This window comes from Rugamonas aquatica (genome assembly GCF_009380215.1).
Classification (GTDB): Bacteria; Pseudomonadota; Gammaproteobacteria; order Burkholderiales; family Burkholderiaceae_D; genus Rugamonas; species Rugamonas aquatica_B.
The window spans coordinates 87,380-105,145 of sequence record NZ_WHUG01000007.1 but is presented as its reverse complement, the minus strand read 5'-3'; the positions used below and the strand labels follow the sequence as shown (position 1 = coordinate 105,145).

Below are 17,766 nucleotides of genomic sequence, written 5' to 3'. Positions count from 1 at the left end.
CATAGGGAAAATGTGGCCTGCAAAGGGCATGAACGGTGGCAAAACGGCCGCCGTGATAGACTTGCATCCTGTTGAGTCGGCGCCCCACAACGGCGCCGATTTCCTTTCTTGATGCAAGTTAGTTTTCGCTGTTATCCATGCCCAACACCCCAAGCACCGTCGCGGCCGCCAAACACGCTACTCTGCTGTCGCCGCTGCCCTTGTTTTTCGTGCTGTTGTGGAGCAGCGGCTTCATTGTCGCCAAGTTCGGCCTGCCATATGCGCCGCCGCTGACCTTCCTGGTGCTGCGCTTCCTGGGCGTGCTGCTGTTCCTGGTGCCGGCCGTGCTGCTGCTGAAAGCGCCGTGGCCGCAGGGCAGGATCTGGCAGATCGCCCTGGCCGGGCTGCTGGTGCAGGCCGGCTACCTGATCGGCGTCTGGTGCGCGATCAAGCTGGGCATGCCGGCCGGGTTGTCGGCGCTGATCGTCGGCATGCAACCCATCCTGACCGCCTTTGCCGCGCCGCTGATCGGCGAAAAGGTGCTGCCGCGACAGTGGCTGGGCCTGGTATTCGGCCTGGGCGGGGTGGCGCTGGTGGTGGCCGCCAAGATCCAGCTGGTGGGCCTGTCGACCGACGCCATCCTGCTGTGCGTGCTGGCCCTGCTGTCGATGACGGTCGGCACCCTGTATCAAAAACGCTATTGCCCGCATTTCGACCTGCGCACCGGCACCGTGATCCAGTTCGCCGCCTCGCTGGTCGTGGTGTTGCCGCTAGCCATCATCTTCGAGGGCTGGACGCCGGAATTTGCTGCGGTGCAGTGGACGCCGCGCTTCATCGGCGCCTTGCTGTGGTCGGTGATGGGCTTGTCGATAGGCGCCATTTTCCTGCTGTTCGCGCTGATACGCCGCAGCGACGCCACCCAGGTCACCAGCCTGCTGTACCTGACCCCGCCGACCACCGCCGTCATGGCCTGGCTGATGTTCGGCGAAGCGTTCAACGCCCTCGGCATGGCGGGGATGGCGCTGGCGGTCACGGGTGTGATATTTGTCGTCAAGAAAACCAAATAAAGCGAGTGCACATGATTTCTTCTTCCGACCAGCAAGCGGTGGATGCCGCCATCACCGGCCGCCGTTCGATCCGCGCCTTCCTGCCGCAACCCGTGGCGCGCGAGGATGTCGCGCAAATCCTGCAGGTGGCGGCGCGGGCGCCGTCCGGCACCAACACCCAGCCGTGGAAAGTCTATGTGCTCGATGGCGAGCGCAAGCAGCAGCTGTCGTCCGCCATCCTGGCCGCGCACAACGATGCGGAGCAGGCCAAGTTGCACACCGAGGAATACGCCTACTATCCGCGCGAGTGGGTCTCGCCCTTCATCGAACGCCGCCGCAAGGTGGGCTGGGATTTGTACGCGCTGCTGGGCCTGACGCGCGACAACAAGGCCGGCATGGCCGCCCAGCACGGCCGCAACTACGAGTTTTTCGGCGCCCCGGTGGGCATGATCTTCACCATCGACCGCATCATGGAGCAGGGCTCGTGGCTGGACTACGGCATGTTCCTGCAAAACATCATGGTGGCGGCGCGGGCGCGCGGCCTGGATACTTGCCCGCAGGCGGCATTTACCCAGTATCATCGAATCATCGGCCAGGTGCTGGACTTGCCGGAGCGGGAGACCGTGGTGTGCGGCATGGCGCTGGGTTACGCGGATCCGTCGAAAATCGAGAATACTTTGATCACGGACCGTATGCCGGTCGAAGAATTTGTTAAATTTGTTGATTAGAACTAGCTTGTTGAAAACCTACGGCACCATATTGCGTCGACGCAACCATCGATGCCGACTATGTTAAATTTGCTTGCGCTTAGTCAGCGTTTTGCTACACTGCAACAGGTGTTGGGCTTTTTGCCCAGGCCGTTTTTTTCGGGGATATGAATGTATAAACTCGCTCTCAGTGCGCTCATTTCGCTGATGTTTGCCGCCACCGCCGTCACCGCCACGCCTGCCCAGGCCGCCGATGGCGCCGCATCGAAAAAACACCAGGTGAAGAAGGGCAAGGCCCGCCAGCCGGTACGCGTCGTCGCAGCCGAGGCAGGGGAGCGCGTGGTCAAGCGCGTTATCAAGGTCAACGGCCGCCGCAAGGTGGTCTACCAGCGCATCATCGCCGCCGCGCCGCCGGTGCCGACGATGGGCGATCTGGCCGGCCTGAACATGACTCACGATCCGCTGGACCTGAAATCCAACGTGGCGCTGGTGCTCGACCAGGCCAACTCCGAAGTGCTGTTTGAAAAGAATTCCAACGTCGCGCTGCCGATCGCCTCGATCACCAAGATGATGACCGGCCTGGTCGTGGTCGAAGCCCGGCAGGACATGGATGAAATGCTGACCGTCACCGACGAGGACGTTGACCGAGAAAAATTCAGCAGCTCGCGCCTGAAGGTCGGCACTCAGCTGACCCGCGCCAATATGCTGCACGTCGCGCTGATGAGCTCGGAAAACCGCGCTGCCTCGGCGCTGGGCCGCAACTACCCGGGCGGCAAGCCTGCGTTTGTCGAAGCGATGAACGCCAAGGCCCGCGAACTGGGCATGGTCGACACCCATTACGTCGATTCCAGCGGTCTGTCGAAAATGAATGTGGCCAGCGCGCGCGACCTGGCCAAGCTGGCGATGGCCGCGTATCAGCAGCCCATCCTGCGCCAGTACTCGACCGACGCCAAGGCCATGATCGAAACCAACGGCCGTCCTATGCAGTTCGGCACCACCAACCACCTGGTCGCCAGCCCGGACTGGGCGATCGGCCTGCAGAAAACCGGCTTCATCAACGAAGCGGGGCGCTGCCTGATGATGCAGGCGGTGATCGAAGGCCGCTCGGTCATCATGGTGTTCCTCGATTCCAAGGGCAAGCAGTCGCGTACGGCCGATGCCGGCCGCATGCGCAAATGGCTGGAGGCGCTGAAGCCGGCCGCCCTCAGCTCGCCGTCTTACTCGACGGGAATGTAACCCAGCGTGGCGGAGATCTGGTTGGCGGTGCTCACCAGGTCTTCCAGCCACTCGTCCTGAAGACGGTCGGCCGGCGCCGAGATCGACAGCCCGGCAATCAGCTTGCCGCTGTCGTCGTGGATGCCGGCGGCCATGCAACGCACCCCCAGTTCCAGCTCCTCGTTGTCGCGCGCATAGCCGCGCGAACGCACCAGGCTGAGCTCGCGCTCCAGCTTGGTCAAATCCGTGATCGAATTCTTGTTGTGGCCGGCCAGTCCGGTACGCGTGGCGTAGGCGCGGATGGCTTTCGGCTCGTCCACCGACAGGAACAGCTTGCCGGTCGAGGTCAGGTGCAGCGGGCCGCGGCCGCCGATGGCGCGCACCACCTGCATGCCTGAGCGCTCGGAGAAGGCGCGGTCGATGTAGACGATCTCGTCGCCCTGGCGCACCGACAGGTTGATGGTCTGCTGGGTTTTTTTGTGCAGTGCACGCATGAAATCCAGCGCAGCCTCGCGCACCGACAGCCGGCTCTTGACCACATTGCCCAGTTCCAGCAGCCGCATGCCGAGCCGGTAGGTGCCCGGTTCGATGCGGTCGACAAAGCGTGTCAGCACCATATCGTTGAGGATACGGTGGGCGGTGGACGGGTGTAGCCCCGAGACCTTGGACAATTCCTTCAGGCTCACGGGGTCCGGATACTTGGCCAGCGCATCGAGTAGCGCCACCATGCGCTCGATCACCTGGATCGTTGTCTTTTGCTCGGGAACTGTTTCGATTTTCATGATGTGGTTGGTGCGGTGCAGTATGCGATAGCTACTTTATACCATAATGTGAAAAAAAGTGGAATTGATGCATAATACATACATTCTATTTTTGTGGCTTATTCATGGAACCAGTGAGCGAATTCAAAAGCAAGAGTGGCCTGAAACGGATTTATTCGGCCTGTTTGTACTCCATCGACGGCTTCAAGTCGGCCTGGAAGCACGAGCATGCTTTCCGCCAGGAAGTGAGCGTGTTCGCGGTCGGCACCATCATCGCGCTGGCGCTGCGCATCTCGGCGTTCGAGAAACTGGTGCTGATCGGCGTGCTGATGTTGATACTGATCGTGGAACTGATCAATTCCTCGATCGAAGCCGTGGTCGACCGCGTGTCGCTGGAGCGCCACCCCTTGTCGAAAAACGCCAAGGACTTTGGCAGCGCCGCCGTGCTGCTGACCTGCCTGCTGGCGGCCGGCGCCTGGGGCGTGGTGTTGTTCAACCGCTTCTACTGAGAGCATATAAGGTTTGGGTATATTGAACTGCTAAAAGCTTAGTTCTCATTTATAAAGGACAGCCGTAATCTGGAGACCTTCACTACAAGGGGAACCAAAAAATGCTGTCCAAGAAAATTATTGCTGCTGCTATTCTCGCCGTCACCGCCGTCGCTCCAGCCTTGGCGGCCGAAATCTCTTTGCTGAACGTGTCCTACGATCCGACCCGTGAGCTGTACCAGGACGTCAACGCGGCCTTCGCCAAAAGCTGGCAAGCCAAGACCGGCGACACGCTGAAAATCAAACAATCGCACGGCGGTTCCGGCAAACAGGGCCGCGCCGTGATCGACGGCCTGGAAGCGGACGTGGTCTCGCTGGCGCTGGCCTACGACATCGACGCCATCGCCGAGCACAAGCTGCTGTCGCCGGACTGGCAGAAAAAGCTGCCGCACAACAGCACGCCTTACACCTCGACCATCGTGTTCCTGGTGCGCAAGGGCAATCCTAAGGGCATCAAGGATTGGAACGACTTGGTCAAGCCTGGCATCGCCGTCATCACCCCGAATCCGAAAACCTCCGGCGGCGCCCGCTGGAACCACCTGGCCGCCTACGGCTACGCGCTGCGCCTGCCGGGCGGCAGCGAAGCCTCGGCCAAGGACTTCCTGAGCAAGCTGTACAAAAACGTGCCGGTGCTCGATTCCGGCGCGCGCGGCGCCACCACCACCTTCGTCGAGCGCGGCATCGGCGACGTGCTGATCGCCTGGGAAAACGAAGCGCTGCTGGCGATCAAGGAACTGGGCCCGACCAAGTTCGACATCGTCGCGCCGTCGGTCTCCATCCTGGCCGAGCCGCCGGTGGCCGTGGTCGACAAAGTGGCCGACAAGCGCGGCACCCGCAAGGTGGCCGAGGCTTACCTGAACTTCCTGTACACCGATGAAGCGCAGGAAATCATCGCCAAGAACTACTACCGTCCGGCAGTGGAGAAGGAAGCGAAGAAATACGCCGCCCAGTTCCCTAACGTCAAACTGTTCAAGCTGTCCGATGTGGCCGGCGACTGGACCAAGGCGCAGAAGACCCACTTCGCCGACGGCGGCCTGTTCGACCAGATCTACCAGCCCAAGTAATCATGGACGGCATCCTGGCCCGGTTCCGCGTGCTGATTGCGCCCGGTCTGCATGACAGCGGGCCGGAGCACTGGCAAAGCCGCTGGCAGCGGCTGTTCCCCTGGTTCGAGCGGGTGGGGCAGGATGCCTGGGACCAGCCGGATCTGTCGCGCTGGTCGGCGCGGGTCGACCAGGTGCGTGGCGGCGATACGCGTCCGACGCTGATCGTCGCCCACAGCTTCGGCAGCCTGGCCACCGTGCACAGCGTGGCGCGCGATCCGTCCGGCGTGGCCGGCGTGCTGCTGGTGGCGCCGGCCGATCCCGATAAATTTGGCGTGGCGGCGCAGCTGCCGCAGCAGGCGCTGCCGGTGCCGTCGATCCTGGTCGGCAGCACCAGCGACCCGTGGATGGCGGCGCCGCGCGCCGAATTGTGGGCGCGTCGCTGGAGCAGCCGCTTCATCAACGGCGGACCGCTGGGCCACATCAATGCCGAGTCCGGCCTGGGCGATTGGCCTGAAGGCTTGGAAACCTTGTATTTTTTAGCAGAAAAGGCGCAGAATAGCAGGTTGACGGCCGCTTGAAAGCCGGTCCCTTTTCTTTCCCTCTGGAGCACACCATGACGATACGACTGGGCGATAACGCCCCTGATTTTGAACAAGATTCCTCCATCGGCAAGCTGCACTTTCACGAGTGGGCAGGCAACTCCTGGGTCGTGCTGTTCTCGCACCCGGCCGATTTCACGCCAGTGTGCACGACCGAGCTGGGCCTGACCGCCAAGCTGAAACCTGAATTCGACAAGCGCAACGTCAAAGCGATCGCGCTGTCGGTTGACCCGGCCGAATCGCACCAGGCCTGGATCAGCGACATCGAAGAGACCCAGGGCACCGTGGTCGGCTTCCCTATCATCGCCGACGAAGACCGCAAGGTTTCCGCTCTGTACGACATGATCCACCCGAACGCTTCGACCACGGCCACCGTGCGCACGCTGTTCGTCATCGATCCGAACAAGAAAGTCCGCCTGAGCATCACCTACCCGATGAGCACCGGCCGCAATTTCGACGAAGTGTTGCGCGTGATCGACGCCCTGCAACTGACCGACAGCTACACTGTGGCCACCCCGGGCAACTGGAAAGACGGCGACGACGTCATCATCCCGCTGACCGTGCAAGATCCTGATGTACTGAAACAAAAGTATCCTAAGGGCTTCACCGCGGCCAAACCTTACCTCCGCGTAACACCTCAGCCGAATAAATAACGCATAAGCAAATAAGCAATCCGTTGTTTGGATATTTCCCAAGAGTAGGTACTCTGCGATCTACTCTTGGGGAATTGCATGGATTTGTCGTTTGTCGCATCTGGTTTCGCGGTCGGCCTGCTGGTCGGCATGACCGGCGTTGGCGGTGGCTCGTTGATGACGCCGCTGTTGACTTTGTTGTTTGGTGTCTCGCCCGCAGTGGCGGTCGGCACCGACCTGGCGTTCGCCTCGCTGACCAAGGGCGTCGGCACCTTCACCCACCGCATGCGCGGCACGGTGCACTGGGAAATCGTGCGCCGCCTCTGCCTGGGCGCCTTGCCTGCGGCCCTGGTGGCCAGCCTGTTCCTCAAACATTTCGGCACCCTCAATAAAGACATCGGCCAGGTGATCCGCTACATGATCGCCGGTTCCGTGCTGCTGACCGTCGTCGCCCTGCTGTTCAAGCGCAAGATGCTGGCCTGGATCACCGCCCATCCCGAGCGCCAGTTGCAGGGCAGGGCGCTGGTCATCGCCACCATCGTTTCCGGCGCCGTGCTGGGCACGCTGGTGACGATCTCCTCCATCGGCGCCGGCGCCATCGGCGCGACGCTGCTGGTGATGTTGTATCCACGCCTGACCTCGGCCGAAGTGGCCGGCACCGACATCGCCTACGCCGTGCCGCTGACGGCCATCGCCGCCGTCGGCCACTGGTGGCTGGGCTCGATCAACTGGAGCCTGCTGCTGACCTTGCTGGTCGGTTCGCTGCCCGGCATCACCATCGGCGCCTACGCCGCCCGCGCCGTGCCGGAGCGCCTGCTGCGCGGCTTGCTGGCGCTGACCCTGGTCGCGGTCGCTGCCAAGCTGGTGTCCTGATTCGTATATAGCTTCCGCATCTAACTTAATGAAAAATGCTTCGTTTGTAATATGAAGCGCAGATGAGACCATGCAGCCCTTATAGAAGAATTTGTAATAAGGGAGCAACCATGTCAGCAGTTCTCGCTGCGTCCGCCACGGCACCCGCTGCCGCCCGGAGCGCGCCATTCCGCGTCATGCCGGGTTTCCGGCTGTCGCTGGGATTCACCATTTTCTACCTGACGCTGATCGTCCTGATCCCGTTGTCGGCCGTGTTCCTGAAGACCTTCACGCTGAGCTGGGAAGGTTTCTGGAACGCCGTGACATCGGCCCGCGTGCTGGCTTCCTACAAATTGACGTTCGGCGCCTCGCTGCTGGGCGCCTTCATCAACGTCATCTTCGGCGGCATCGTCGCCTGGGTGCTGGTGCGCTACGAATTCCCCGGCAAGCGCATCATCGACGCACTGGTGGACCTGCCGTTCGCGCTGCCGACCGCCGTGGCCGGCATCACGCTGACCGCGCTGTACTCGGCCAATGGCTGGTTCGGCCGCTTCCTCGAAGGCACGCTGGGTTTCAAGGTGGCGTTCACGCCGGTGGGCGTGGTGGTCGCGCTGACCTTCATCGGCCTGCCGTTCGTGGTGCGTACCGTGCAACCGGTGCTGGAAGACGCCGAGCGCGAACTGGAAGAGGCCGCCGCCAGCCTGGGCGCCAACGCATTGCAGACCTTTACCCGCGTGGTGTTCCCGACCATCCTGCCGTCGCTGATGACCGGCTTCGCGCTGGCCTTCGCGCGCGCCACCGGCGAGTACGGCTCGGTGATTTTCATCGCCGGCAATATGCCGATGGTGTCGGAGATCACGCCGCTGTTCATCATCACCAAGCTGGAGCAGTACGACTACGCCGGCGCCACCGCCATCGCGGTGGTGATGCTGGTGGTGTCCTTCATCATGCTGCTGACCATCAACCTGTTGCAAGCCTGGGCTCGCGGAAAGTCGGGTAAATAATGAGCGCCGTCCCTACTACTGTACCGCGCCGCCGTGGCGAACTGCCGTCAGCCCCGCACACGCTGGAGCCGGGCTGGGTGCGCATCGTGCTGATCGCCGTCGCGCTGACCTTCCTGACGCTGTTCCTGTTCGTGCCGCTGGTGGCCGTGTTCGTCGAAGCCTTCCGCAAGGGCTGGGAAGCCTATGTGGCCGCCATCATCGAGGATGATGCGATCTCGGCCATCAAGCTGACGCTGATTACGGCCGTGATCGCCGTGCCGCTGAACCTGGTGTTCGGCGTGGCCGCATCGTGGTGCATCGCCAAGTTCGAGTTCCGCGGCAAGAGCATCCTGCTGACGCTGATCGACCTGCCGTTCTCGGTGTCGCCGGTGATCTCCGGCCTGATCTACGTGCTGCTGTTCGGCGCGCAGGGCTGGTTCGGCCCGTGGTTGCAGGCGCACGACATCAAGATCCTGTTCGCGGTGCCGGGCATCGTGCTGGCTACCATCTTCGTCACCTTCCCGTTTGTCGCCCGCGAGCTGATTCCGCTGATGCAGGCGCAGGGCAGCGAAGAGGAAGAGGCCGCCATCGTGCTGGGCGCGTCAGGCTGGGATACCTTCCGCCGCGTCACGCTGCCCAACATCAAGTGGGGCCTGCTGTACGGCGTGATCCTGTGTAACGCCCGCGCCATGGGCGAGTTCGGCGCGGTGTCGGTGGTGTCCGGCCACATCCGTGGCGAGACCAACACCGTGCCGCTGCAGGTCGAGATCCTCTACAACGAATACAACTTTGCCGCCGCCTTTGCCGTGGCCTCGCTGCTGGCCCTGCTGGCGCTGGTGACGCTGGCCCTGAAATCCTTTATCGCCTGGCGCCTCAACGAATCCATCGCCGACGACAAGCGTCCAACGGAGTAATGCCATGACTATCGAAGTTAAAAACATCAACAAGCGCTTCGGCGATTTCGTCGCCCTGAACAATGTGTCGCTGGATTTCCCGCAGGGCGAACTGACCGCGCTGCTGGGGCCTTCCGGCTGCGGCAAGACCACGCTGCTGCGCATCATCGCCGGCCTCGAACATCCGGACTCGGGCCAGGTGCTGCTGGACGCCAACGACGCCTCGCACCGCCATGTGCGCGAGCGCCAGGTCGGCTTCGTGTTCCAGCACTACGCGCTGTTCAAGCACATGACGGTATTTGAAAACGTCGCCTTCGGCCTGCGCGTCAAGCCGCGCGCCGAGCGGCCGTCGGAAGAGCAGATCCGCCGCAAGGTCAAGGACTTGCTGGAGCTGGTGCAGCTGGACTGGCTGGCCGACCGCTATCCGCCGCAGCTGTCGGGCGGCCAGCGTCAGCGTATCGCCCTCGCGCGGGCGTTGGCAGTTGAACCTCGTGTATTGCTGCTGGACGAACCGTTCGGCGCGCTGGACGCCAAGGTGCGCAAGGAGTTGCGCCGCTGGCTGCGCCGCCTGCACGACGAGCTGCACGTGACCTCGATCTTCGTCACCCACGACCAGGAAGAGGCGCTGGAAGTGGCCGACCAGGTGGTGCTGATGAACAAGGGTAATGTCGAGCAGATCGGCGCGCCGGACGAGGTCTACAACCATCCGGCCTCGCCGTTCGTCTACGGCTTCCTCGGCAACGTGAACATGTTCCACGGCCGCGTGCAGGACGGCATCCTGGCCAGCGGGGACGCCTCCTTCACCGTGCCGGGCCAGCCTGCCGCCGACGGCAAGGGCACGGCCTATGTGCGCCCGCACGATCTGGAGATCGACCGCTACACGCCGGGCGCGGAGGGCATCGTGGTCAAGCTGCGCCGCGCGCACGCGATCGGCCCGCTGGCCCAGCTGGACCTGGAGCGCAGCGATACCGCCGAGCTGATCGAAGCGGTGATGTCGAATGAACGTTACAGCCATCTGCAATTGAAAGAAGGCGAAACCCTGGTAGTGCGTCCCAAGCGCCTGCATGTATTTGTTGATGGTGGAGTCTCCATATGAATTTCCAACAACTGCGGTCCATCCGCGAAGCGGCCCGCCGCGGCTACAACCTCACCGAAGTGGCGAATGCGCTGTTCACCTCGCAGCCCGGCGTCAGCCGCCAGATCCGCGAGCTGGAAGACGAACTGGGCGTCGTGATTTTCGAACGCAACGGCAAGCGCCTGACCGGCATGACCGAGCCGGGCAAGGGCATCCTGAAGATCATTGACCGCCTGCTGATCGAGGCCGAGAATCTGCAGCAGGCCAGCCTGGAATACACCGGCCAGCAAAGCGGCACGCTGAGCGTGGCCGCCACCCACACGCAGGCGCGCTATGCGCTGCCCAAAGTGGTGCAAGGTTTCCGCACAGCCTATCCCGACGTGCGCATCGCCCTGCAGCAGAGCGCGCCCGAGCACATCGCCGAATGGATTTTGTCCGGCAAGACCGACATCGGCATCGCCACCGAAGGCCTGTCGCAATTCCCCGACCTGGTGTCTTTCCCTTGTTACCGCTGGAGCCATTTGATCGTGGTGCCGGACGGCCATCCGCTGCTGACGCGCTCGCCGATCCGGCTGGAAGACCTGGCCGAGTTCCCGCTGATTACCTACGACGTCGGCTTCACCGGCCGCGGCCATATCGACGCGGCGTTCGCGCAGGCCGGCGTCAAGCCCGACATCGTGCTGACGGCGATGGATTCCGACGTCATCAAGCAATACGTGTCGCTGGGTCTGGGCGTGGGCATCGTCGCGTCGATGGCCTTCGATCACGGCCGCGACAAGGGCATGCGCGCAGTCGAAGCGTCGCATCTGTTCGCGCAAAACACCACGCGGCTGGCGGTGCGGCGCGGCGCTTATCTGCGCTCCTACGCCTACCATTTCATCCAGCAATTCGCCCCCGACCTGACCCGCGCCGACATCGACGCGGCCTTGAGTGGCGGGGATTTATCCTGATCCGGCGGCCGCCGCGCACGTGTGGCGGCCACCTAACAGTTTGCGAATTTTTTCCATCAGGCATGGCTGATTGACCCTATACTAAAACGCATAACTAGTTTGCAGCAACCAAGAATTTAAGTCCGTCGGTCTTACTCTGGGGAGCACGTAAATGGGTATCGGAAACTGGAAGATAGGGGCCCGGCTTGCCGCCGGGCTGGGTGTGTCGATGGTGTTCATGGTCGGCATTTCCGTGATCGGCATAGGCAATCTTGGCAAGTTGAATAACAACACCCAGGATCTCACGGCCGACAAGATACCCAAGGTGATCCTGGCCTACGAAACCATCGGCGGCCTGAACGATGTGGCGCGCGCTATGCGCAACGCCATGCTGTCCAAGGATCCCGAAGTGGTCAAGGCCGAACTGGAGCGCGTGGAAAAGCGCAAGACCGAAAACGCCACCCGCCTCGACAAACTCGGCGTGCTGATCGCCGACGATGAAGACCCGCAAAGCAAGGTCAAGCTGCAAGCCGTGCTGGACGCGCGCGACAAATACACGGTGGTGCAGACCAGCTTTCTCAAGATGTCGGCCGACGACAGCAAGCGCGAAGAGTCGGTCAATTATCTGCTGACCACGGTGCGCAAGGAACAGACCGCCTACCTGAACGCACTGACCGAACTGGTCAAATTCCAGAATGCCTCGATCGAGGACGCCAGCGCCGTGGCCCAGCAATCCTATGCCGGTTCGCGCAATATGATGATTATGCTGACCGTGGCCGCCGTCGCGCTGGCTTCATGGGTGCTGTACTGGATCACGCGCAGCATCACGCAGCCATTGAACCGCGCCGTCGGCATGGCGCAGGCGGTGGCGGGCGGCGATCTCACTATGCGTATCGAATGCAACACCACCGATGAAACCGGCCTGCTGCTGCGCGCGCTGATCGACATGAACGACAGTCTGGCGCGCACCGTCGGCCAGGTACGGTCGGGCACGGACACGATCGCCACCGCCTCCCATCAGATCGCCAGCGGCAACCTGGATTTGTCCAGCCGCACCGAGCAGCAGGCGTCCAGCCTGGAGGAGACCGCGTCGTCGATGGAGGAACTGACGTCGACCGTGACGCAGAACGCCGAGAACGCGCGCCAGGCCACCAAGCTGGTGGTGGCGGCGTCCGAGTTCGCCACCAAGGGCGGGCAGGTGGTGGGCCAGGTCGTCACCACGATGGGCGCGATCAAGGAAAGTTCGAGCAAGATTGTCGACATCATCAGCGTGATCGACGGCATCGCCTTCCAGACCAATATCCTGGCCTTGAATGCGGCGGTGGAAGCGGCGCGCGCGGGCGAGCAGGGACGCGGCTTCGCGGTGGTGGCTTCGGAAGTGCGGACGCTGGCGCAACGTTCGGCCAGCGCCGCCAAGGAAATCAAGGAGCTGATCGCGCGTTCGGTGCAGACGGTGGATGCGGGCGCCCTGCTGGTGGACGAGGCCGGCGCGACGATGGATGGCATCGTCAAATCGGTCAAGCAGGTGGCCGACATCATGACGGAAATCAGCGCCGCCAGCAGCGAGCAAAGCACGGGGATAGAACAGGTCAATCAAGCCATCGTGTCGATCGACGATGTGACGCAGCAGAACGCGGCGTTGGTGGAGGAAGCCGCCGCCGCCGCGCAAAGCATGCGCGAGCAGGCGGACTTGCTGGCGCAGGCGGTCAGCGTGTTCAAGCTGGCGGGGCAGCCGTCGCACGCGCCGCCGCCCCGTCGCAGCCGGACCCTGCTGGCCGCCCCGGCCTAGATCACCAGCTGTATCACCAGCTGTAACCCGCCTTGGCGTAGTAGTAGCGGCCGTTGAAGCCGTTCGGCGCGAAGCCGCTGTACGGATTGATGCCGTTGTTGTTGAGGTTGCCCGCCGACGTGACCTGGTCCGGATAACGGTTGGTCACGTTGTCGATGCCCGCGCTCAGGCGCCAGTTCTTGTTCAGCTTGACGCTGCCCGAGAGATCCAGCACCCACTGCGGGTTGTACACCTGGTCCAGCGTCGCATTGTTCTGCGGTACGGTGAAGCTGCCGTAACGCGTCACCACGCCGCGTGCACCCCAGTCGCCCAGCGCCCAGTCGGTCGCCAGGCTGAACTTGTCCTTCGGCGAACCTACGGTGATGCGGTTGATGGTCTGGCGGTCGATCAGCGTCAGGCCGTTGGCGGTCAGGATGGCCGGATTGTCGTTCACGTGTTCCAGCGAATTCTTGTTGTGGTTGTAGGCCGCGGTGAAGTCGTAGCGGCCCGCATCCTTGCTGTCCCAACGGTAGGTGCTGACCACGTCGACGCCGGTGGTGCGCGTATCGATGGCGTTGGTGAAGTAGCGGCCCGCGCCGACCAGGATGCCCTGCTTGGCCAGCGCCGCCTGCAGCGCCGGCGACAGCGTCATATTGGCCGACAGCGCGATGCGGTCGTCGATGTCGATGCGGTAGGCGTCGACCGAGGTGTTCCAGTTGCGGGTAGGCGACCATTGCACGCCGAGGCTGTAGTTGCGGGCTTTCTCGGCTTTCAGCGGGGTCGCACCCAGCGCCGATGCGGCGGCGCTGCCGACGGCGAAGGTGCCTGTTTCAATCGGCGTGTTGACGCCGTTGACCACCGAGAAGTTGGTGGTGGTGATCGTGTAGAACTGCTGCGCCAGCGATGGCGCGCGGAAGCCGGACGAAGCCGTGCCGCGCAGCGAGAAGTCCGGCGAGAAGGCATAGCGCGCCGAGCCCTTGGCCGAGGTGGTGCTGCCGAAGTCGCTGTAGCGCTCGTGGCGCAGCGCGGCCGAGGTCGAGAACTTCTTGGTGACTTCCGCTTCCAGGTTGGCGTAGATCGATTCGTTGTGGCGGCTGTTGCTGCCGGCGTTGATGGGACGGAAGCCGGAGAAGCCCTGCGCGCCGGTGCCGATGTAGGACGCTTCGTCGCCGGCGCCGATCTCGTATTTCTCATGGCGCGCTTCGACGCCCAGCGCCACCGTCAGCGGACCGCTGAAGGCCGCCACCGGATACTCCCTGGCGATGTCGAAGTTGAACAGCTGCTGCGTGTTCTTCAGCTTGCCCGCGTAGAAGTGGGTCGGGCTGGCGGCGCCCAGCGTCTGGTTGACGGTGTGGTCCAGGTCCAGCTGGAATTCATTGCTGCCGTAGTTCAGGCTGGCGTCCCAACGCCAGCCGCGCGCTTCGCCGCGCAGGCCGGTCACCAGCGAGGTGTCGGTCGACTCGCTGTTCTGCAGCGGCAGGAAGCCTTCCGGGTACAGCGGCGTGCGCTGCGCCGAGCCGTTCAGCGCGGTGCGCCAGGTGGCGGCGGCCGAGGTGTTGCGCTGGCCGTAGTTGGCGAAGGCGTACCAGTCGATATCGTCGTTGATGCGGTACTGGCTGTTGACGAACACGGTGCGCGGACGGGTTTCGGGATCGCCGAAGCGCTGGTTGACCTGGCCGTAGCGCGGCTCGGCCGGATTGCGCAGGTCGGGACCGGCGCGGTTGGTCGGGTCGCGGTCGGCCGCTTCCAGCGCCACGCGCACCCAGCCCTGGTCGCCCAGGTTGAAGCCGGTGGAGCCGCGCACGGTGATGGCCTTGCCGTCGCGCTTCTGATATTCGCCGAAGCCCACTTCGGCCTCGCCGCCGGACGCGCCTTTTTTCAGGATGATGTTGATGACGCCGGCAATCGCGTCGGAGCCGTACTGGGCCGCCGCGCCGTCGCGCAGCACTTCGATGTGGTCGATGGCCGCCAGCGGGATCGCGTTCAGGTCCACCGGCGCCGAGCCGCGGCCCTGCGTGCCGTTGACGTTGACCACCGCCGAGGTGTGGCGGCGCTTGCCGTTGACCAGTACCAGCGTCTGGTCAGGCGACAGGCCGCGCAGCTGCGCCGGGCGCACCGCGTCGCTGGCGTCGGCGCCGGACGGACGCGGGAAGTTCATCGACGGCAGCAGGCGTCCCAGCACGGTCGCCAGTTCGGACGAGCCGCTCGCCTGCAATTCCTTTGCGCCGATGACATCGACCGGCGATTCGGAATCGATGGTGCGGCGGTTCTTGGCGTAAGTCCCGGTGACGACCACGGATTGCAGTTCGCCGTCGGCGACGGCTTGCTGGGCGAAGGCGGGAATGACGACGGTGGCGATCAGGCTGCTGAGCAGGAGGGGGCGGGCGATGCGGGGAACTGTGCGGCGAGTGCTCATTAGACGGTCTTTCTACGTTGGTGATGAGGAAAGCTTACCAGTCCGCAAGCTTGCTGCCCACGAATGGTTACGTCTAATGATATTCAAGATTTGGATAACGTGCAGGAGACTGTTGTTTTCCCAGCTGGGGTCAAGTCTGACATTTGGACACGAGCTCTGCTGTAATGCGGTGTTACAGCAGAGCTCGTGTCCAAATGTCAGACTTGACCCCAAGGGATTACTGGCCCGGATTGGGAATGCGAGCGTGGATCGCGTCCACCTGCGCCAGCACTTCGGGCGGCAGTTGCAGTTCGAAGGCGTCGATGTTTTCCTTCAGCTGCGCCAGCGTGGTGGCGCCGATGATGGTCGAGGCCACGAACCAGCGCGAGTAGCACCACGCCAGCGCCAGTTGCGTCGGCGTGATGCCGTGCTCGCGCGCCAGCCTGGCGTATTGCGCCACCGCTTCCAGCACCTGCGGGCGCAGGTAGCGCGGGCTCCACGTCGGCGGGAACAGCGTCAGCCTGCCGCGGGCCTTCGGGTCGTCGTGGTACTTGGCGGTCAGCTGGCCGAAAGCCAGCGGGCTGTACGCCAGCAGGCTGACGTTTTCGCGGAAGCAGGTCTCGTCCAGCAGGCTGGTTTCGTAGTGGCGCGCGGTCAGGTTATACAGGTTCTGGATGGTGGCGATGCGCGGCAGGCCCTGCATCTCGGATTGCTTGATGAACTCGTTCACGCCCCAGCACGATTCGTTGGACACGCCGATCGCGCCGATCTTGCCTTCCTTGATCAACCCGCCCAGCGCGGCCAGCGTTTCCTCGATCGCCACGCTGGCGCGCTCCAGCTTGGGATTGAAGGCGCTGGCGCCGAAGATCGGCACGTTGCGGCTGGGCCAGTGCAATTGGTATAAATCGATATGGTCGGTTTGCAGCCGCTGCAGGCTGGTGTCGACCGCCGCGCGCAGATTGGCGGCATCGAAGTTCTGCTTGCCGCCGCGTACCCAGCTGATGTTGGCGTTGGGACCGGCGGCCTTGGTGGCCAGCACCACCTTGCTGCGCGCGCCCGTCTTCTTCAGCCAGCTGCCGATGTAGCGTTCGGTCGCGCCCTGCGTTTCCGCGCGCGGCATGACCGGGTACATTTCCGCCGTGTCGATGAAGTTGATGCCGCGCTCCAGCGCGTAGTCCAGCTGGCTGTGGGCGTCGGCTTCGGTGTTCTGCTCGCCGAAGGTCATCGTGCCCAGGCAGATCTTGCTGACGCTCAGGTCGCTCGTGCCGAGTTGAGTCTGCTGCATGCCTGCTCCTTTTACTTGCCGCGCACGGCGTCCGCGCAATCGCGCACCAGCGCCGGGCCTGCGTAGATCAGGCCGCTGTACAGCTGCACCAGTTGCGCGCCGCAATCCATTTTGACCCTGGCGTCCGCGCCGCGCATGATGCCGCCCACGCCGATGATGGGCAATGCATCGCCCAGCTCGGCCTTGAGCAGGCGGATCACGGTGTTGGAGAACTCGAACACCGGCGCGCCCGACAGGCCGCCCGCTTCGGCGCCGTGCAGCATGCCGGTGACGGCGTCGCGGCTCAGCGTGGTGTTGGTGGCGATGACGCCGTCGATCTTGTGGCGCAGCAGCGCGTCGGCGATGTTCTTGACCTGGTCGCCATCCATGTCCGGCGCGATCTTCAGGGCCAGCGGCACGTAGCGCTTGTGCTGGTCGGCCAGGCGCAGCTGGGCTTCCTTCAAGGTGCCCAGCAGGCCGTCCAGTTCCGAGCCGCCTTGCAGCTGGCGCAGGTTCTTGGTGTTCGGCGAAGAGATGTTGACCGTCACATAGCTGGCGTAAGGGTAGACTTTTTCCAGGCAGTGCAGGTAGTCGTCGGTGGCGCGTTCGATCGGCGTGTCGGCGTTCTTGCCGATGTTCAGGCCCAGCACGCCGGCCTTGTCCTGGTAGAAGCGCGACGACTGCACATTGGCGACGAAGGCGTCGACGCCGCCGTTGTTGAAGCCCATGCGGTTGATGATGGCGTTCGCTTCCGGCAGGCGGAACATGCGCGGCTTGGGATTGCCCGCTTGCGCGCGTGGCGTCACGGTGCCCACTTCGATCGAACCGAAGCCCAGGTCGGCCAGCGCGTCGATGTAGGCGCCGTCCTTGTCCAGGCCGGCGGCCAGGCCGACCGGGTTTTTAAACGTAATGCCCATCACGGTGCGTGGATCGGCCTTGGGCTGCTTGACCAGCTTGGTCAGGCCGAGCGCGGCGGCGCGCTTGAGTGCGGGAAGGGTGAAGTGGTGCGCGGCTTCGGCGTCCATTGAAAACAACATCGGACGGGCCAGCGAGTACAGGAATTTTTCGGACATG

Annotated in this window: 17 protein-coding genes; 13 read left to right on the top strand and 4 right to left on the bottom strand. The window is 63.4% G+C overall.

The genetic code is table 11. The features are described 5' to 3' along the window. Positions 1-137 precede the first annotated feature (137 nt). From GEV02_RS18240 to pbpG, 3 genes are all read left to right on the top strand, one after another. On the top strand, positions 138-1,046 hold the full coding sequence (locus GEV02_RS18240; protein WP_152839320.1) for a DMT family transporter: 909 nt from the start codon (positions 138-140) through the stop codon (positions 1,044-1,046). Positions 1,047-1,057: 11 nt separating this feature from the next. Next, on the top strand, positions 1,058-1,753 hold the full coding sequence (locus GEV02_RS18235) for a nitroreductase (RefSeq protein WP_152839319.1): 696 nt from the start codon (positions 1,058-1,060) through the stop codon (positions 1,751-1,753). A 150-nt stretch (positions 1,754-1,903) separates the two neighbouring features. Further along, entirely contained in the window at positions 1,904-2,968 is a 1,065-nt protein-coding gene (pbpG, locus tag GEV02_RS18230; protein WP_152839318.1) for a D-alanyl-D-alanine endopeptidase, read from the top strand. On the opposite strand, the gene GEV02_RS18225 is transcribed toward pbpG, so the two are convergent. Continuing rightward, positions 2,950-3,729: an IclR family transcriptional regulator gene (locus GEV02_RS18225; RefSeq protein WP_152839317.1), complete on the bottom strand. Its 780-nt coding sequence runs from the start codon at positions 3,727-3,729 to the stop codon at positions 2,950-2,952. The two genes, pbpG and GEV02_RS18225, sit on opposite strands and share 19 nt — an antisense overlap. Before the next feature lie 104 nt (positions 3,730-3,833). Here GEV02_RS18225 and GEV02_RS18220 point away from each other — a divergent pair, with 104 nt between their 5' ends. The 10 genes from GEV02_RS18220 (at position 3,834) to GEV02_RS18175 (ending at position 13,054) form a co-directional block, all read left to right on the top strand. Continuing rightward, positions 3,834-4,217 (top strand): diacylglycerol kinase, encoded by a 384-nt coding sequence (locus GEV02_RS18220; protein WP_152839316.1) that lies wholly within the window; start codon positions 3,834-3,836, stop codon positions 4,215-4,217. Positions 4,218-4,318: 101 nt separating this feature from the next. After that, a complete protein-coding gene (locus tag GEV02_RS18215; protein WP_152839315.1) occupies positions 4,319-5,320 on the top strand; it encodes a sulfate ABC transporter substrate-binding protein in 1,002 nt (333 codons plus the stop codon). Between the two features lie 2 nt (positions 5,321-5,322). Continuing rightward, entirely contained in the window at positions 5,323-5,880 is a 558-nt protein-coding gene (locus GEV02_RS18210; protein WP_152839314.1) for an RBBP9/YdeN family alpha/beta hydrolase, read from the top strand. Between the two features lie 35 nt (positions 5,881-5,915). Beyond that, positions 5,916-6,554 (top strand): peroxiredoxin, encoded by a 639-nt coding sequence (locus GEV02_RS18205; protein WP_152839313.1) that lies wholly within the window; start codon positions 5,916-5,918, stop codon positions 6,552-6,554. Between the two features lie 78 nt (positions 6,555-6,632). Further along, positions 6,633-7,406 (top strand): sulfite exporter TauE/SafE family protein, encoded by a 774-nt coding sequence (locus GEV02_RS18200; RefSeq protein WP_152839312.1) that lies wholly within the window; start codon positions 6,633-6,635, stop codon positions 7,404-7,406. Positions 7,407-7,516: 110 nt separating this feature from the next. Then, entirely contained in the window at positions 7,517-8,389 is an 873-nt protein-coding gene (gene cysT, locus GEV02_RS18195; protein ID WP_235922827.1) for a sulfate ABC transporter permease subunit CysT, read from the top strand. Further along, entirely contained in the window at positions 8,389-9,282 is an 894-nt protein-coding gene (gene cysW / locus GEV02_RS18190; protein ID WP_152839311.1) for a sulfate ABC transporter permease subunit CysW, read from the top strand. The genes cysT and cysW overlap by 1 nt, the downstream gene beginning before the upstream one ends. A 4-nt stretch (positions 9,283-9,286) precedes the next feature. Beyond that, on the top strand, positions 9,287-10,357 hold the full coding sequence (locus tag GEV02_RS18185) for a sulfate/molybdate ABC transporter ATP-binding protein (RefSeq protein WP_152839310.1): 1,071 nt from the start codon (positions 9,287-9,289) through the stop codon (positions 10,355-10,357). After that, positions 10,354-11,286 (top strand): CysB family HTH-type transcriptional regulator, encoded by a 933-nt coding sequence (locus GEV02_RS18180; protein WP_070360414.1) that lies wholly within the window; start codon positions 10,354-10,356, stop codon positions 11,284-11,286. Before GEV02_RS18185 ends, GEV02_RS18180 begins: the two co-directional genes overlap by 4 nt. Positions 11,287-11,437: 151 nt before the next feature. Then, complete coding sequence (locus GEV02_RS18175; protein ID WP_152839309.1) at positions 11,438-13,054, top strand: methyl-accepting chemotaxis protein; 1,617 nt, start codon at positions 11,438-11,440, stop codon at positions 13,052-13,054. Positions 13,055-13,067: 13 nt separating this feature from the next. Here GEV02_RS18175 and GEV02_RS18170 read toward each other — a convergent pair whose 3' ends face one another. From GEV02_RS18170 to GEV02_RS18160, 3 genes are all read right to left on the bottom strand, one after another. Then, on the bottom strand, positions 13,068-15,449 hold the full coding sequence (locus GEV02_RS18170) for a TonB-dependent receptor plug domain-containing protein (protein WP_152839308.1): 2,382 nt from the start codon (positions 15,447-15,449) through the stop codon (positions 13,068-13,070). Between the two features lie 217 nt (positions 15,450-15,666). Beyond that, positions 15,667-16,713: an aldo/keto reductase gene (locus GEV02_RS18165; RefSeq protein WP_152839307.1), complete on the bottom strand. Its 1,047-nt coding sequence runs from the start codon at positions 16,711-16,713 to the stop codon at positions 15,667-15,669. Between the two features lie 11 nt (positions 16,714-16,724). Further along, on the bottom strand, positions 16,725-17,765 hold the full coding sequence (locus GEV02_RS18160) for a quinone-dependent dihydroorotate dehydrogenase (protein WP_152839306.1): 1,041 nt from the start codon (positions 17,763-17,765) through the stop codon (positions 16,725-16,727). Position 17,766: the final 1 nt, after the last annotated feature.

Excerpts from the sequence above, each read along its gene's own strand:
- cysW (WP_152839311.1), top strand. The coding sequence starts at position 8,389 with ATGAGCGCCGTCCCTACTACTGTACCGCGCCGCCGTGGCGAACTGCCG.
- GEV02_RS18175 (WP_152839309.1), top strand. The coding sequence starts at position 11,438 with ATGGGTATCGGAAACTGGAAGATAGGGGCCCGGCTTGCCGCCGGGCTG.
- GEV02_RS18220 (WP_152839316.1), top strand. The coding sequence starts at position 3,834 with ATGGAACCAGTGAGCGAATTCAAAAGCAAGAGTGGCCTGAAACGGATT.
- GEV02_RS18240 (WP_152839320.1), top strand. The coding sequence starts at position 138 with ATGCCCAACACCCCAAGCACCGTCGCGGCCGCCAAACACGCTACTCTG.
- pbpG (WP_152839318.1), top strand. The coding sequence starts at position 1,904 with ATGTATAAACTCGCTCTCAGTGCGCTCATTTCGCTGATGTTTGCCGCC.
- GEV02_RS18180 (WP_070360414.1), top strand. The coding sequence starts at position 10,354 with ATGAATTTCCAACAACTGCGGTCCATCCGCGAAGCGGCCCGCCGCGGC.
- GEV02_RS18170 (WP_152839308.1), bottom strand. The coding sequence starts at position 15,449 with ATGAGCACTCGCCGCACAGTTCCCCGCATCGCCCGCCCCCTCCTGCTC.
- GEV02_RS18210 (WP_152839314.1), top strand. The coding sequence starts at position 5,323 with ATGGACGGCATCCTGGCCCGGTTCCGCGTGCTGATTGCGCCCGGTCTG.
- GEV02_RS18160 (WP_152839306.1), bottom strand. The coding sequence starts at position 17,765 with ATGTCCGAAAAATTCCTGTACTCGCTGGCCCGTCCGATGTTGTTTTCA.
- GEV02_RS18200 (WP_152839312.1), top strand. The coding sequence starts at position 6,633 with ATGGATTTGTCGTTTGTCGCATCTGGTTTCGCGGTCGGCCTGCTGGTC.
- GEV02_RS18225 (WP_152839317.1), bottom strand. The coding sequence starts at position 3,729 with ATGAAAATCGAAACAGTTCCCGAGCAAAAGACAACGATCCAGGTGATC.
- GEV02_RS18205 (WP_152839313.1), top strand. The coding sequence starts at position 5,916 with ATGACGATACGACTGGGCGATAACGCCCCTGATTTTGAACAAGATTCC.
- GEV02_RS18165 (WP_152839307.1), bottom strand. The coding sequence starts at position 16,713 with ATGCAGCAGACTCAACTCGGCACGAGCGACCTGAGCGTCAGCAAGATC.
- GEV02_RS18235 (WP_152839319.1), top strand. The coding sequence starts at position 1,058 with ATGATTTCTTCTTCCGACCAGCAAGCGGTGGATGCCGCCATCACCGGC.
- cysT (WP_235922827.1), top strand. The coding sequence starts at position 7,517 with ATGTCAGCAGTTCTCGCTGCGTCCGCCACGGCACCCGCTGCCGCCCGG.
- GEV02_RS18185 (WP_152839310.1), top strand. The coding sequence starts at position 9,287 with ATGACTATCGAAGTTAAAAACATCAACAAGCGCTTCGGCGATTTCGTC.
- GEV02_RS18215 (WP_152839315.1), top strand. The coding sequence starts at position 4,319 with ATGCTGTCCAAGAAAATTATTGCTGCTGCTATTCTCGCCGTCACCGCC.